Origin of the sequence: Neobacillus drentensis (assembly GCF_036965645.1) — a bacterium.
GTDB classification, from domain to species: domain Bacteria; phylum Bacillota; class Bacilli; order Bacillales; family Cytobacillaceae; genus Neobacillus; species Neobacillus drentensis_D.
Genome location: NZ_JBALPZ010000049.1, coordinates 44475 through 58378, shown reverse-complemented (window position 1 = coordinate 58378; position 13904 = coordinate 44475). Strand labels below are relative to the sequence as shown.

At 38.4% G+C, this 13904-nt stretch carries 12 protein-coding genes; 1 reads left to right on the top strand and 11 read right to left on the bottom strand.

Annotation, left to right across the window (positions count from 1 at the left end):
- Positions 1–321: 321 nt before the first annotated feature.
- From V7266_RS10335 to V7266_RS10295, 9 genes are all read right to left on the bottom strand, one after another.
- Entirely contained in the window at positions 322–1290 is a 969-nt protein-coding gene (locus V7266_RS10335) for a sugar phosphate isomerase/epimerase family protein (RefSeq protein WP_335467804.1), read from the bottom strand.
- Complete coding sequence (locus V7266_RS10330; RefSeq protein ID WP_335467803.1) at positions 1287–2465, bottom strand: Gfo/Idh/MocA family protein; 1179 nt, start codon at positions 2463–2465, stop codon at positions 1287–1289. Before V7266_RS10330 ends, V7266_RS10335 begins: the two co-directional genes overlap by 4 nt.
- On the bottom strand, positions 2466–3536 hold the full coding sequence (locus tag V7266_RS10325) for a Gfo/Idh/MocA family protein (RefSeq protein WP_335467802.1): 1071 nt from the start codon (positions 3534–3536) through the stop codon (positions 2466–2468).
- Between the two features lie 64 nt (positions 3537–3600).
- Positions 3601–4605: a sugar ABC transporter substrate-binding protein gene (locus V7266_RS10320; RefSeq protein WP_335467801.1), complete on the bottom strand. Its 1005-nt coding sequence runs from the start codon at positions 4603–4605 to the stop codon at positions 3601–3603.
- Positions 4606–4650: 45 nt separating this feature from the next.
- A complete protein-coding gene (locus V7266_RS10315; protein WP_144563621.1) occupies positions 4651–5667 on the bottom strand; it encodes an ABC transporter permease in 1017 nt (338 codons plus the stop codon).
- The gene (locus tag V7266_RS10310) at positions 5642–7135 is read right to left on the bottom strand and encodes a sugar ABC transporter ATP-binding protein (protein WP_335467800.1); all 1494 of its coding nucleotides are present in this window, start codon (positions 7133–7135) and stop codon (positions 5642–5644) included. The genes V7266_RS10315 and V7266_RS10310 overlap by 26 nt, the downstream gene beginning before the upstream one ends.
- Entirely contained in the window at positions 7132–7980 is an 849-nt protein-coding gene (locus V7266_RS10305; protein WP_335467799.1) for a sugar phosphate isomerase/epimerase family protein, read from the bottom strand. The genes V7266_RS10310 and V7266_RS10305 overlap by 4 nt, the downstream gene beginning before the upstream one ends.
- A 17-nt stretch (positions 7981–7997) precedes the next feature.
- Entirely contained in the window at positions 7998–8843 is an 846-nt protein-coding gene (locus V7266_RS10300) for a sugar phosphate isomerase/epimerase family protein (RefSeq protein WP_144563627.1), read from the bottom strand.
- Between the two features lie 284 nt (positions 8844–9127).
- Positions 9128–10630 carry a sugar ABC transporter ATP-binding protein gene (locus tag V7266_RS10295; RefSeq protein WP_335467798.1) on the bottom strand — a complete coding sequence of 501 codons (1503 nt, stop codon included), beginning with the start codon at positions 10628–10630 and terminating at the stop codon, positions 9128–9130.
- Positions 10631–10855: 225 nt separating this feature from the next.
- Between V7266_RS10295 and V7266_RS10290 the strand changes: the two genes are divergently transcribed.
- Entirely contained in the window at positions 10856–11665 is an 810-nt protein-coding gene (locus tag V7266_RS10290) for an AraC family transcriptional regulator (RefSeq protein WP_144563631.1), read from the top strand.
- Between the two features lie 78 nt (positions 11666–11743).
- Here the strand turns inward: V7266_RS10290 and V7266_RS10285 are convergent, their stop codons facing one another.
- Positions 11744–12775 (bottom strand): zinc-dependent alcohol dehydrogenase, encoded by a 1032-nt coding sequence (locus V7266_RS10285; protein ID WP_335467797.1) that lies wholly within the window; start codon positions 12773–12775, stop codon positions 11744–11746.
- Between the two features lie 190 nt (positions 12776–12965).
- On the bottom strand, positions 12966–13856 hold the full coding sequence (locus V7266_RS10280; RefSeq protein WP_335467796.1) for an AraC family transcriptional regulator: 891 nt from the start codon (positions 13854–13856) through the stop codon (positions 12966–12968).
- Between the last annotated feature and the right edge of the window lie 48 nt (positions 13857–13904).

Genomic DNA, 13904 nt, shown 5'->3' with positions numbered 1-13904 from the left:
GTTTATCATTTAATTAGAATTGAATTTTAATATGGAGGTGCTTATTTGACTTTGAATTGATGAGTTAAGGGATATGTTGATATTATTTTTATTAGTGTATTCTATTTCTGGGTGACAAACAATATTTATTTTCACAGAAAAAAAGGATAAATGAGGCACTTAACAGCGTTCATCTATCCTTTATTTTCTTATATTTATTTTGGCATTTGCTTGAATCTCCAGATTTTCTATCTATTTCATAGCAATCTCGCCTGAAAAAACAACTGACCTTGGTTTAATGCCGTGGTCAGTTGTTACACGTTTGCTTCGTAACTGTTTTATTTAAGCCCACCACATATCCGTTATTTGCTCTTTAAACAGGATACCCTTTAGTAGAGAAATTGCTTTACTTAGCCCTTCATCAATCGATGCAAGCATGTCTTCATGTTCAATCGAAAGAACGTAATCATACCCGACAGAACGGAGTGCACTAACCATATCCTTCCACACTTTTTCATCATGTCCATACCCTACTGAACGGAATGACCATGAACGATCAAGGATATCGCTATAATGTTTTGTATCTAGGACACCATTGATTTTGATATTGGCTTGATCTAAATAAGTATCCTTTGCATGGAAATGGAAGATGGCATTTTCCCGGCCTAATTTCTTAATTGCTTCAACAGGATCTATTCCCTGCCAAACAAGGTGGCTAGGGTCGAAATTGGCACCTATATTTTCCCCAGCGTATTCTCTTAATTTTAATAGTGTTTCAGGATTATAGACTATAAAGCCTGGATGCATTTCAAAAGCTACATTTAAACCATGTGACTTGGCATATTGAGCTTCTTCCTTCCAGTATGGAATAACCACTTGGTTCCATTGATAATTCAGCACATCCAAATATTCAGGCGGCCAAGAACATGTAACCCAGTTTGGATTTTTAGCGCCTGCATGGTCACCAGGGCAGCCAGAAAAACCATTCACAACCGGTACCCCTATACGTTCCGCCAACAAAACCGTTTTTCTCCAAACCTGATGAGATTCGTTAGCAAACTTTTTATCGGGATGCAGCGGATTTCCGTGGCAGCTTAAACCACTAATCGTTAACCCTCTGCTTTCTATTGCTTGTAAGAAACCTCTGGCTTTTTCCGGTGACTCCAATAATTCATCCGGATTGCAGTGATGGTTGCCGGGATAATTCCCTGTCCCCAATTCCACTGCTTCTACACCCATCTCAGCTAATTTATCGAGCATGGCTTCGAACGGAAGATTTTGATATAAGACCGTGAAAACTCCTAGCTTCATATAAGTACCTCCTTGCCAGCTTGAACCTTCACCCATTTCTGCTGCTGGTTACTTTCCAAGATAGCATCGGTAATACACATGGAAATGTGGCCATCTTCAAATGTAGCAAAATTAGGTTTGTCTGTTTTCAAGCTCTTGCCATCACGAACAAAAGAATAGAAATTCAACATCATATTTTTCAATGCATCCGGCCAGCCTTCATTATGGCCACCAGGGTGGTGGATTGCAGACCTTGCTTCTGGAGTAAACAGGGAAGGATCTGCTAGCAGAATCTCATTTGCCCGGTCCCTATGTCCGATCCATAGCTTTTCTGGCTCCTCTTGATTCCAGAAAACAGAGCTTTGACTGCCATTGATTTCAAAGCTTAATCTATTTTTCCGCCCAGCACTTACCTGGGATACCGAAAATACTCCCCTTGCCCCATCTTCAAAACGGACAAGAACGGAAGCATAATCTTCTGTATTGATCGAAACATCTTCATACTCTTGTTCCTCTATATTCTGTGCACTAAACGTAGCAATTGTATTTTTGGCTTTCTTTCTGACAGGAACAACCGTTGCTAAATCAGCGAAAACTTCCACAATTCTCTTTCCTGTTACATATTGTACTGTATCGCACCAATGGGAGCCAATATCGGCAACCGCTCGAGATTTCCCGCCTACTTCTGGGGCGAGACGCCAGTTGAAATCTGTTTCAAACAATAACCAATCTTGAAGATAGCTTCCATGAACCAAGTTCACTTTTCCAAGGTCACCGTTTACAACCATTGCGTGTAAGTTTTGTACACTGGCATGCTGTCTGTAATTAAAGTTAACCCCATGGACAACACCGTGTTTTTCTGCTAGTTCTAGTAATTCTGCCGATTCTTCACTATTCATCGCCAGCGGTTTTTCAGATATGACATGCTTACCTGCCAAAATAATCTCTTTATTAATGGCAAAATGCAGGTGATTCGGTGTGCAATTGTGCACGACATGGATATCGCGGTCTTGTAGCATTTCACGATAATTGCCATAGGCTTTTGGAATCCCGAGTTCGGCAGCTTTTTTTTCTGCTGCTTCCTGACTGGTTTCCGCTAATGCAACTACTTCTACAAATCCCAGTCTTCTGATGGCCTCAATGTGAGTTGGACCGATAAAGCCGGTTCCGATGACACCAACTTTTATCTTTTCCATTTATTGTGTAATCTCCTCTCGCTTTACAGCTGCCAGTACATCTTCGATATAAACCTTTTCTCCTGTTTTTGCAGACTTAACAGCTCCTAAAACCATGGCCAAGCTATTCAAATTATCTCTTCCAGATGTTTCAGGTTCTCTGTTTTCATGAATGGATTCAGCAAATTCTTGTAAGCTTGCCAAGCGCTCTTCCAACTGTAAATCTACTAAATCTACTTCTAATCTTCCATTTTTTTCAATTGCACCTTGCATAAATACAGATTTAAAGACGTCATGAGGTGTTACTGTGACCTCATTATTGGCCCAAAAAATTTCTCCTTCTTCACCTTGTATGCGCCAATCTCCATCCCAGGTTGTTTCCCATCCACGTGAAACCCAGCTTCCTGTATAAGAAACTACTGCACCGTTAGACATTTCAAAAACGACTGAAGCAACCGCATTTCCCTTAAACGAGCTCCATGTAGGATTCCATGAATGCGCTTTTACGGAAACGGGCTCAAGACCAAGAATTCCTCTAATTTGATCAAAATGGTGAATAGCCATGTCAATAATCAAAGGTTCGTCCATTTCAGTTCTAAATCCTGTAAAATCAGGTGATTTTTGAAAGTTAATATAAACGCTTCCCAACTCACCAATCACATTTTGTTCAATTACTTTTCTGACTGTTTGAGGTGCTCTTTTAAAACGGTAATTTTGGCTAACCATAATATTACATCCGTTGCGCTCTGCTGCTTCTACGATTTTCTTGCAATCTTCCAAAGTACCCGCTAAAGGTTTTTCTACTATACAATGAAGTCCATGTTCAAATGCCTCCAAGGCGATATTTGCATGATAATCTGGCGGAACCAGGATTAATACGGCATCTGCCTCAACTTCTTTAACGGCCTCTGATAAACTATTAAATGCTGTTTTCGGGTTAATTTGATAATACTGACATGCTTTATTCAGCAGTTCCTGATTAATATCGACCACCGCGGCCAATTCCCAATGAGGTGAGTCCAATACCACTTGAGTCCAGCTCCATCCCCAGCCGCCAAGACCAACTTGAATAATACGTAATGAATTTGTCATAATTTCCTCCTAAAAATGTTATTTTTTAATTGAAAAGGGTGATAAATTATCACCCAATTCTTTATCATTTTTTAAATTTATTCCCCCAAAGATTTGGATCGTCTGCATTTTCTTTTGTGACTAAAGTTGGTGGAGTGTATTGCATTTTTGGAACTTCTTTTCCATTAAGATGATCGACAGCCGTTTTAACAGCTAACGCACCCATTTCAAATGGATCCTGATTAATAGTGGCATCTTGTTCACCATTTTTAATTCGTTTCAATGCCTGCGGAGTTCCGTCAACACCTACGAGCATAATATGTCCTTTTTTGCCTACCTTGCTGGTTTTAGAAATTTGTCTTAGACCGCTTAGAACTCCGCGCTGCATATCATCGTTATGAGTAAAGATGGCGTTGATCTTTGGATTTGCTGTTAAAGAATCAGCTGTAATGCCTTGAGATTTTTCTGCAGACCATTCAGCATTTTTTGTAGAAAGTTTAAAATCGGAAGACTGTCCCATTCCTTTATCAAAACCGCCGCCTCTTAAAATGGCGTGATAGGTTCCTGGTGCACCCGTCAGTTCTAATACAGAACCTTTTCCTAACGTATCCATAATGTATTTAGCGGCCATTTTTCCTGCTTCTTCATTGTTAAAAGCAATACTGCTCACAACATCAGCGCCCTTTGAAACAACAGCATCTACCGTAACGACTGGAATACCAGCTTGATTTGCTTTTTTCACACCTGGAACTAATTCATCAGAGTTAGCAGGTGATAAAATGATTAAGTCAACTTTCTTTGCAATATTGTCTTCAATTTGTCTTAACTGTGTTTGACTGCTTGATTGCCCATCAAGAACTTCAACATCAACGCCCTGTTTTTTTGCTTCCGCTCTAATTCCCTGGTCTAACGCAACCATAAATTCAAAACCACGGCTCCACAATAATACGGCAATTTTCTTTTTCCCATTTTTAGTTTGACTAGAGGAAGCATTTTTTTCAGTACCACTAGCTGATTGATTATTAGAGCTGCAACCTACCAACAGACTAAACATTAAAGCGAATAATAGAAGACCTTTAACAAATTTCAATTGAAACACCCCTTTAATGTGAATGATTTTTCCCATCCTCTTTATTTAGGCACTCTTTAAGAACTTTCGACGGTAGACGTCCAGCAATGCTGCTACTAATATCACGCTGCCTTGAACAAGTGAATCCCATGCAGGCGGAACGGAAAGCAGGTTGATGGCGTTTGATACCAATGAGATTAAAATGACACCTAGAATGGTTCCTAATATATTTCCTTGACCTCCGAAAAGACTAGTCCCTCCAATAACAACGGCTGCAATAACGGTTAATTCAAGACCTGTTCCAGCAGTAGGACCCACTGATTCCAAACGGGCGGATAATAGTAGTCCCCCAATTGCAGCTGTTACACCAGATATCACATATGTTAAGGTAATAATGGTCTTGGTCCGGACTCCTGAAAGTCGGGCAGCCAATTCATTCCCTCCGCTTGCATATACCGATCTTCCAAATACCGTATTTTTCAAAATAATATGGGCAATAATTGCGAATACCGCTACCAGAAGGATTAAATATGGAATCGAGAAAAGACTTCCTGTAGCTAAAGTAACAAAACTATTTGGAACCGGATCGATATTAGCGCTATTTGTATAAATGAGCACGATCCCTCTGGCAATACCCATCGTACCTAGTGTTACAATTAATGGTGATAATTGTAATTTGGTAATAAATAATCCATTGACTAATCCGAATACTGCGCCAATCAACACCATTATGAAAACGCCTACAATTACTGGTACACCATTATAAACAATTAAACCTAAACCAAGGGCAGAAGATACCGCCATTATGGCCCCCACCGATAAATCAATACCGCCTGTTATAATGACAAACGTTACTCCTAGAGCTAATGTGACAAGAATCGTCGACTGCATTAATAAATTAATAAGGTTCGTTTTTGTAAGAAAAACGGGTGACATAAAGCTGAGTACAATACCGAAGGCAACAATGACAATTAAAAGTCCAAGACTTCCTAAATACTGTTTAAGTTTTTTTCGTCCCTGTGTTTTGTCCTTCGAAGATACCAATTCAATCTTTCTATTAACTTGCGTCTGCTCCTGTTGCAAACTTAATCACCTCTTCCTTCGTAATCTTGTCATCTTTAAGTTCTGCAACATTTCTTCCTTCTCTCATAACGATAATTCTATCGCTTAATGCTAATAGTTCCATAAGATCAGAAGAAATAATAATTATTGCTAAGCCTTGCGCAACAAGATTTTCAATCATGGCTTGGATTTCTGCTCTTGCCCCTACATCCACTCCACGGGTTGGTTCATCAAGAAGTAGAATTTTCGGATGAGTGGCCAGCCAACGAGCCAAAACAACCTTCTGCTGGTTTCCTCCACTTAAGGAATTTACAGCCGTTTCCAGACTTGGTGTCTTAATTCGAAGTTGTTCTTTATAGCTTTGAACAATTTCCTTTTCACGGTTTTGATCGATAAAGCCAAATCTCTTAATATTATTTAAGATAGATATGGAGGCATTATCCTTCACACTGGCATTTAACACTAAGCCCTGTGTCTTTCGATCTTCGGTAACAAATCCGATACCATGTTTGATGGCATCCTGCGGGCTTTTGATATTCACCTTTTGCCCATTGATGATGACCTCACCTGTATCAATCGGATCGACACCGAACAAACATCTAAATATTTCTGTCCTGCCCGCTCCGACAAGCCCGCCTACACCTAGGATTTCACCTTCATGTAAGTCAAAGGATATATTTTCAATTGCACACTTACGTGTTAAATTCCGTACTTCAAGCACTTTTTTGCCATGAACCGGCTTTCTTGTTCGTTCCAGGGAAACATCTCTTCCTACCATTAATCGAACAATATTGTTTGGAGTAATTTCTTTTTTCGTTGCGGATTGAACTAATTTCCCGTCTCTAAATACGGTGATCATGTCCGCCAGTTCAAATACTTCTTCTAAACGATGGGAAACATACATAATGGCCATGCCTTTATCCCGCAAATTTTTCACGATTTGCATCAGACGCTGTGTTTCGGATTCGGAAAGAGAAGCAGTTGGCTCATCCAAAATCAGCACTCGTGTTTCCCTTGAAAGAGAACGGGCAATTTCTACTAACTGTTGTTCACCAGTAGATAAGGAAGATACAATCGCATTTGGATCAATATTCGCTCCCAGCATTTTCAATGCCTCTTCTGCCCGTTTCTCTACGTCCTTCCAATTGACCAATTTCCGGTTATTTTTCGGCCAATGTCCCAATGAAATATTTTCAGCAACCGTTAAATGCGGAACGAGCAGTAATTCCTGATGGATAACCGCAATTCCATGATTTTGGGAATCTCTTGGACTGGAAAAAGCAACAGGCTCATTATCGATGACAATTTCACCACCTTGGTCCGGCTTATAAAAGCCGGCCAAGATTTTAATAATGGTTGATTTTCCTGCCCCGTTTTCCCCTACTAAACATTGAACTTGCCCGCCATAAATCGTAAAGCTCACATCGGTTAAGGCTTTCACCCCTGAAAACGATTTACTGATGTTTCTCAGCTGCAGGGTATTAATCATATTAATACAGCCTTTTTGAGAAATTGTAATCCTTCTTCACCCAGAGAGTCTTGAGAAGGCGCTAACGGTCTCCATTGTGAAACAGCGCGTGCGATTTCTTTGATTTCAGTTGTAAATGATTCAATAACAACCGGTCCATCATAGGATATTTCTTTCAATGCCTGAAATACCTCATTCCATGGAATATGTCCTGTTCCTGGCGTACCTCTATCATTTTCACATGAATGGAAGTTGAAAATTTTGCTGCCAGCCAGTTTAATAGCTTCTGCAATATCCTTTTCTTCAAGATTCATATGGAATGTGTCTAATAAGAATCCAACATTATCACAATCCACTAGTTCCAAAAAGTCTAAGCCCTGCTGAACCGTATTAATAAAATCAGTCTCAAATCTGTTTAAAATTTCAACTGCTAATCTAATACTCTTTTCTGATGCATAATCGGCAACAATTTTCATGTTTTCAGCTGCCCAATTCCATTGTTGTTTCTTTTCGTCAGGTGTTAGTAACCGCGTTTTACCAGTTGCCGAATACATTGGTCCGGACACTAACGGTGAACCGAGTTCGGCAGCAATATCGATACAAGTTTTAATATATTCAATGCCTTGTTCACGTATCGCTGCATCCTCTGAGCTGATGTCCCGGTTTGGTCCAAATGCCCCGCACACTAACGCTTGAACACCCGTTTTATTTAAATGATTACGAATCGCAGCTACATCAATCGTTTCAGGGTCTTCAATACAAATTTCAAGATAATCAAATCCAATATTCTTTACTTTATCAATTAAATTCAAGGTTTGGTTGGAAAAGGGAGAGACCCAAATAAACGTACTAGCACCAAATTTCATTCTTCTTCCTCTCCTTCTTATTTTGTGTTTGCGAAAAGGGATTTTTCTAGTGATTTAATATGATCAATTGATTTTTTTGTATAGTCATCGAAGAATTCTAATCCGCCGCCTTTTTTCATAACCCCAAACGGATCAGCAGCAGCCGGTAAAATTTCAAAAGTGATATGTCCTTTGTAATCAATATCCTTTAAAGCTTGTAAGGCTGGAACAAAATCAATATGGCCAAGACCAGGTGCCTTACGATTGCTATCAGCAAAATGAATGTGGATTAATGCATCTCTGCTTTTACGAATCGCTTCTGCAATATTATCTTCCTCAATATTCATGTGGAATAGATCGCCCATGATTCCTACGTTTGGAAGGTTTACTTCTTTCCACATATCCATTGCTTGATCTAATCGATTCAGCATGTAAGTTTCATAGCGGTTCCACGCTTCGATACAAAGGTTAACATTTAATTTGGCTGCATATTCTGCGCCTTCACGAATGCCTTCAATCGCCCATTTCACTTCATCATCAAAATCAGTTAGTGATGCGGTCTTACCATTTGACGTTGGAGCTACGATCATGACTGGACATTCTACTTCAGCCGACATATCTGCTACTCGTTTAACATAATCAATTGCCTGCCTGCGTTTATTTGGATCCGGATGAGCTAGGTCTCTTTCTGCATTATAAATCGAGCAAATGGAACCAACAGTGATTCCGTAATCGCTTACAAGATTGCGTACTCTTTTTGTATCATAAGCATCTGGCTCGCCTACCAATTCAATCGCGTCATAACCAAACTTTGCTACGCGCTCAATACTTTTCTCAACATCTTCTCCAAAATAAACTAGTGAATCAAAACTGTACTTAAACATGCTAAATCCTCCTAGAAATTTTTTAATATAAATCTTTTAAAAGCAGCTAGTTAACAACTTATAGAGTATGAAATACTGTTGTTTATCAACTGGTTTGTAAGATTTCTTGTCTCTAATGTTACTTTGATTCATGCTTTCAAACAATTAACAATATTGAGTCAAAAGTTCACAATCTTGCGGTTGTTAAAATATTTTTTATTTTCAATCTTTAATTCTGTACTAATAGCAAAAAAAAGATCATACGCCGCCTGATGCAGGAGGCTGTATGATCTTAAATTAGTAAATTATGAAGATGTCTTCACACATGGGCTCATTCCATTCATATGGTGAATGATATCTTCTTCAGTGATATTGTCATTCTTAAGGTTAGCAACTATTCTTCCCCTGTACATAACCAAAATGCGGTTACAAAGCCCAAGCAGTTCCGTTGTATCAGAGGAGATAACGATAACTCCTTTTCCTTCTTGTGCCAGCTCATGGATTTTAAGATAGATTTCCGTCCTGCTGCCAATATCCACACCTATTGTCGGTTCATCTAAAATATATAGATCACTTTCCGTGATAAGCCATCTGCCCAGTATCACTTTTTGTTGATTTCCGCCGCTTAAATATTGAATATTTTGATCAATATGATCAACCTTGATATTAAGATCAATCACTTTTTCAAGGGTCTGATCCGCCTCAATATTCCGATTAACCAATTTTAAAATGTTTTGCGTTTCCAAACTGGCAATGGTCATGTTATTGGCTACACTCATATTCATAAATAATCCTGATGTTAAGCGATCGTCATTAACGTAGCCAAATCGGTTATGGACAGCATGAATGGGATGTTTAAAATTGACTTCATTATTTTTCCAGTAGATACTTCCGCTATCTTTTTTACTTTGTCCAAAAATAATCTTTGCAAGTTCAGTTTTCCCCGAACCTGCTAAACCTGCAATTCCAATAATCTCACCTTCATGAAGGATGAGATTGACATCTTCTACATAAGGTTTTTGGGTTACATGCTCAACCCGCAATAATTCCTTACCTGTTGTTGTAATAATTGGAGGATAATAATGTTTTAGATTGTAACCAAGCATTAGATTGGTCATTTCTTTCAACGTGATATCTTTAACTCGATGGGTTGCCACATGCTTTCCATCGCGAATAATCGTCACCTTGTCACATATTTCGTGAATTTCGTTTAATCGATGAGTAATAAAGACGATGCCAACACCTTGATCTTTATATTTTTTGATAATCCTAAAAAGGTTTTCTCTTTCCTGCTCCGTTAAATTTGCTGTCGGTTCATCCATAAATAGAATTTTCGATTTTTGAACAATCGCTTTTGCGATGGATATTAAATAATGCTGTCGTACTGGGATATTGCTTACTTTTTCTTTCGGATTGATGCTGACACCAAGCTCGTCGAGAATTCTTTTGGCTTCTATTTTCATTTTTCTATGATTCACAAAAAATTTAAATTTTTTTGGCTGGTTCCCAAGAAAAATATTTTCCGCCACACTCATGCCCTGGACCAAATTAGGGATTTGATGAATAACAGAAATGCCTTTGCGCTGTGCGCTCTGAGGACAATCAAAGTGGAAATTTTTGTCATTCAATTCGATCACTCCGTAATCCGGTTTAAACACCCCTGATGCTATGTTTATTAGAGTGGATTTTCCCGCTCCATTCCCACCAATTAGAGCATGAATTTCACCGGCTTTTAATTCTAAGCTCATATTATTTAAGACTTTATTATCAAAAAAGGATTTGCTGATATGATTTAGTTTTAATAGCATCCTCCCACCACTTCCTTAAAAAAACTCAAAGATTTCCCTCTAGTTTAGAATACAAATTCTCCCTTGTAAAATTAATTTAATTGTTAGAAAACTATAGATTCTTGTGGGATATTGCTATAGTTATTGAATTTATTAGCTTATTTTTCAATAATATTACTAAATTTTATCACATTTTTGACAAGTTCTATTATAACCCCTTTTAAGGGAAAATGCAGAGGAGGTACTATGGAAAAATTACCAGCATTACTACAAACTCCGCATTTAACCTCGGTCGTTGAACTCAGCCAAGTCCGGAAGCAAAAATGTAATGCATTACATAGGCATGAGTCTGCCGAGATTCTGTTTATCCAGGATGGCACAGCAAACGTTAATGTAAATGGTCAAATATTTACTGTCAATAGAGGTGACCTTGTCCTTATTAATCCTAATATGGAGCATGATACCCTTTCTTGTGTTGATAGCAGTTTGAAAGGATTCTCCTTAACCTTTTCAGGTTTACATTTATCACTGCTTCCAGAGGGATTTATGATAGCTTCGGATGAAAAGCCGGTATTGAACGTTCAAGAGCAGCATATCACTATTCAAAAATACATAGAGGATATTTATGAGGAATTTAAAAATAATGATCCTGGTTCTCAAGAGATAATTTCCTCGCTCTTAAAAACCCTAATCATCAAAATCCTGCGTATTTTGTTCACGACAGATTCTAGTCAAAATGCCACTATTTCGGAAAAAGTAAAAAAATATATTTCTGAAAATTACAACCGTGACGTTTCTCTTAATGAATTAGCCAGCGTAGTTTTTGTAAACCCTTACCATTTGGCCCACACGTTTAAAGATGAAACGGGGATCGCCCCTATTCAATATCTTATTACCTATCGAATTGAGGTAGCAAAAACCTTGCTGTTAAGCACAAATTCGCCGATAAGTGAAATCGCTTCCAAAGTAGGTTATCCGAATGCCAATTATTTTAACTTATTGTTCAAAAAGTACACCGGTTATTCTCCAGGTAAATTTAGAAAAAAATCATCCTAGCGAACTACTACTGTTTTTAAAATAAAGGGAAGGCTGCCACTAATATTCCAAATGGCCGCCTCTTTTGGGTGATGCAGACTAAATCCCTACCATGATTTTAATGACATCTTTATTGTATAAAGCTTCATTTATTCCCTCGATGATTTGCTCCAAGGCAATGGTTTTGGTAATGATCTCATGAGGGTTAAAGAGGCCATTTTTAATTAGTTGTATCGCCTGCTGCCAAGTTCCATAGCTACCTGCATATGAACCGACAATGGTAAGCTCTTTACTAAAAATATCAAAAGGCTTTATATCGATAGCAGCATCTGCCGGCGCAGCTCCATACGCGATTAAGGTTCCACCGCGTCTGACCATTTCAAACGCCTGTCTATAAGTATACGAGGATCCCACCGCCTCAAATACAAAATCAGCCCCTCTTCCTTCTGTTAGCTCCTTTACGGCCTCTATGGGGTTTTCTTGGCCGGCATGGATGACATGGTCTACACCTATTGCTTTAGCCTTTTCAATCCGGCTTTGATTGAGCTCGGTGAGGATGACTTGCGCGGCCCCATTTAATTTTGCCAGCTTTCCTAAGGCCAATCCCATAGGGCCTGCACCAATGATCGCTACCGAGCTGCCTATGGTCATCCTGGCCCGCTCTAAACCGTGAATGGCACAAGCGAGCGGTTCTATATAAGCCGCTTTTTCCCAATCCATTTCATCTGGCAAAGTATAGATATTTCCTTGCGGCACCTTTACATACTCTGCAAAGGCACCGTCCACATGAACACCGATTTGCTTAATAGATTCACATAGTAACTTCTGACCAACACGGCAAAAATAACAATGATTACAACTTATATTTATATCCGCGGTAACTTTGGCCTCAATAGCAACAGATTTTACCTGTTTTCCTACATTTACGATTTCCCCCGAAAACTCGTGGCCCATAATAAGGGGAAACGGAGCTGGGAAGTGGCCCTTAAAAATATGAGGATCAGTCCCGCAAATACCGCATTTTTTCACCCTAATTATAACCTCATCTTCCGAAATTTCCGGGATAGGGACTTCTTCCAACCTTAATTCTTCCTTCTTATGAAGGACAGCTGCCAACATCTTTTGACTCAAATCAATCACCCGCCATAATTTCTCATAACCAGTTACTGTTAATTTCTTTCTATAGTTATCTTATTAAAATTTAAATTATAAGAAAATTAAATATATTGATGTATTTATATACTATATTGGGGATTAATGCATTTTTTATAGCGATTTGACACCAAAAGAGGCTTCTCGAGTGAGAAGCCTTTTTAAAATGTTATTCTACTGTTATGGCATTTATTAGATGACGACCAACAAACATACTGGGTTCTAACGATTGAGATACCTCCCGTTTCGAACTAATTTCACTTTTTCTGTATTTACCTGGTGGAGTCCCTGTCACCTTTTTAAAAAGTAGATTAAAATAATTTGGATTTTCGTATCCAATCATAGCAGCAATTTCTTTTACAGACAGATTAGAATGCTTCAGCAACCGTTTTGCCTCTTCTATGCGACACTGAATCAAATATTGTATAGGAGGCTTCCCCACTTCCTCTTTAAAAATATGCGCTAAATGGTAGGGGCTTACATATACTAGATTGGCTAAATGGTTTAAAGTCAGCTCTTGTCTGAAATTCTCTTCTATATATTTTTTTACATCAAAGCATATCGAAGAAACGGATTGGTGATCTGAATTTTTCAGGAGGCGAGTAATTTTAATAATAGCTGCTTGCAATATGGAAGAAATGACATCTTGGTATCCAGCATGTTGGGTACGATATTCCCTTAATATAATATTTAAATAGTTATTTATCTCCATTTTTTCTTCTTGTAAATGAATAATAGGAAAATTATTTGAATTTGTGAACCAACCCTTATCATTACCATTGATATGCAGATTTGACATATTTACATATATCGCTTTAAAAGATTCATCCGTGTATGGTTTTCTTTCGATAGGACTAAAAGGATGAAGAATAATAAGATCTCCCCCTTGCACGATAAATGGTTTGTTTTCATAAACAAATTCTACACACCCCTGTTGAATATAGATAATCTCTGTAAAATCAGAATCAGATTGTTTTTTATCCCAATTGGTTTTTTTTTCATTTATTTCTTTAATCGTAATTAACCGGGGAGTATTTAAAAGAATTGCAGAGTATTCCATGCCCTTACCGTATGCCTCCTTTCATTTTAAATAACACTAAGTAGTCCT

What these genes read in the sequence shown, in the direction of transcription:
- V7266_RS10325 (WP_335467802.1), bottom strand. Translation starts at nt 3,536, where the DNA reads ATGACAAATTCATTACGTATTATTCAAGTTGGTCTTGGCGGCTGGGGA.
- V7266_RS10310 (WP_335467800.1), bottom strand. Translation starts at nt 7,135, where the DNA reads ATGATTAATACCCTGCAGCTGAGAAACATCAGTAAATCGTTTTCAGGG.
- V7266_RS10280 (WP_335467796.1), bottom strand. Translation starts at nt 13,856, where the DNA reads ATGGAATACTCTGCAATTCTTTTAAATACTCCCCGGTTAATTACGATT.
- V7266_RS10295 (WP_335467798.1), bottom strand. Translation starts at nt 10,630, where the DNA reads ATGCTATTAAAACTAAATCATATCAGCAAATCCTTTTTTGATAATAAA.
- V7266_RS10290 (WP_144563631.1), top strand. Translation starts at nt 10,856, where the DNA reads ATGGAAAAATTACCAGCATTACTACAAACTCCGCATTTAACCTCGGTC.
- V7266_RS10330 (WP_335467803.1), bottom strand. Translation starts at nt 2,465, where the DNA reads ATGGAAAAGATAAAAGTTGGTGTCATCGGAACCGGCTTTATCGGTCCA.
- V7266_RS10305 (WP_335467799.1), bottom strand. Translation starts at nt 7,980, where the DNA reads ATGAAATTTGGTGCTAGTACGTTTATTTGGGTCTCTCCCTTTTCCAAC.
- V7266_RS10335 (WP_335467804.1), bottom strand. Translation starts at nt 1,290, where the DNA reads ATGAAGCTAGGAGTTTTCACGGTCTTATATCAAAATCTTCCGTTCGAA.
- V7266_RS10300 (WP_144563627.1), bottom strand. Translation starts at nt 8,843, where the DNA reads ATGTTTAAGTACAGTTTTGATTCACTAGTTTATTTTGGAGAAGATGTT.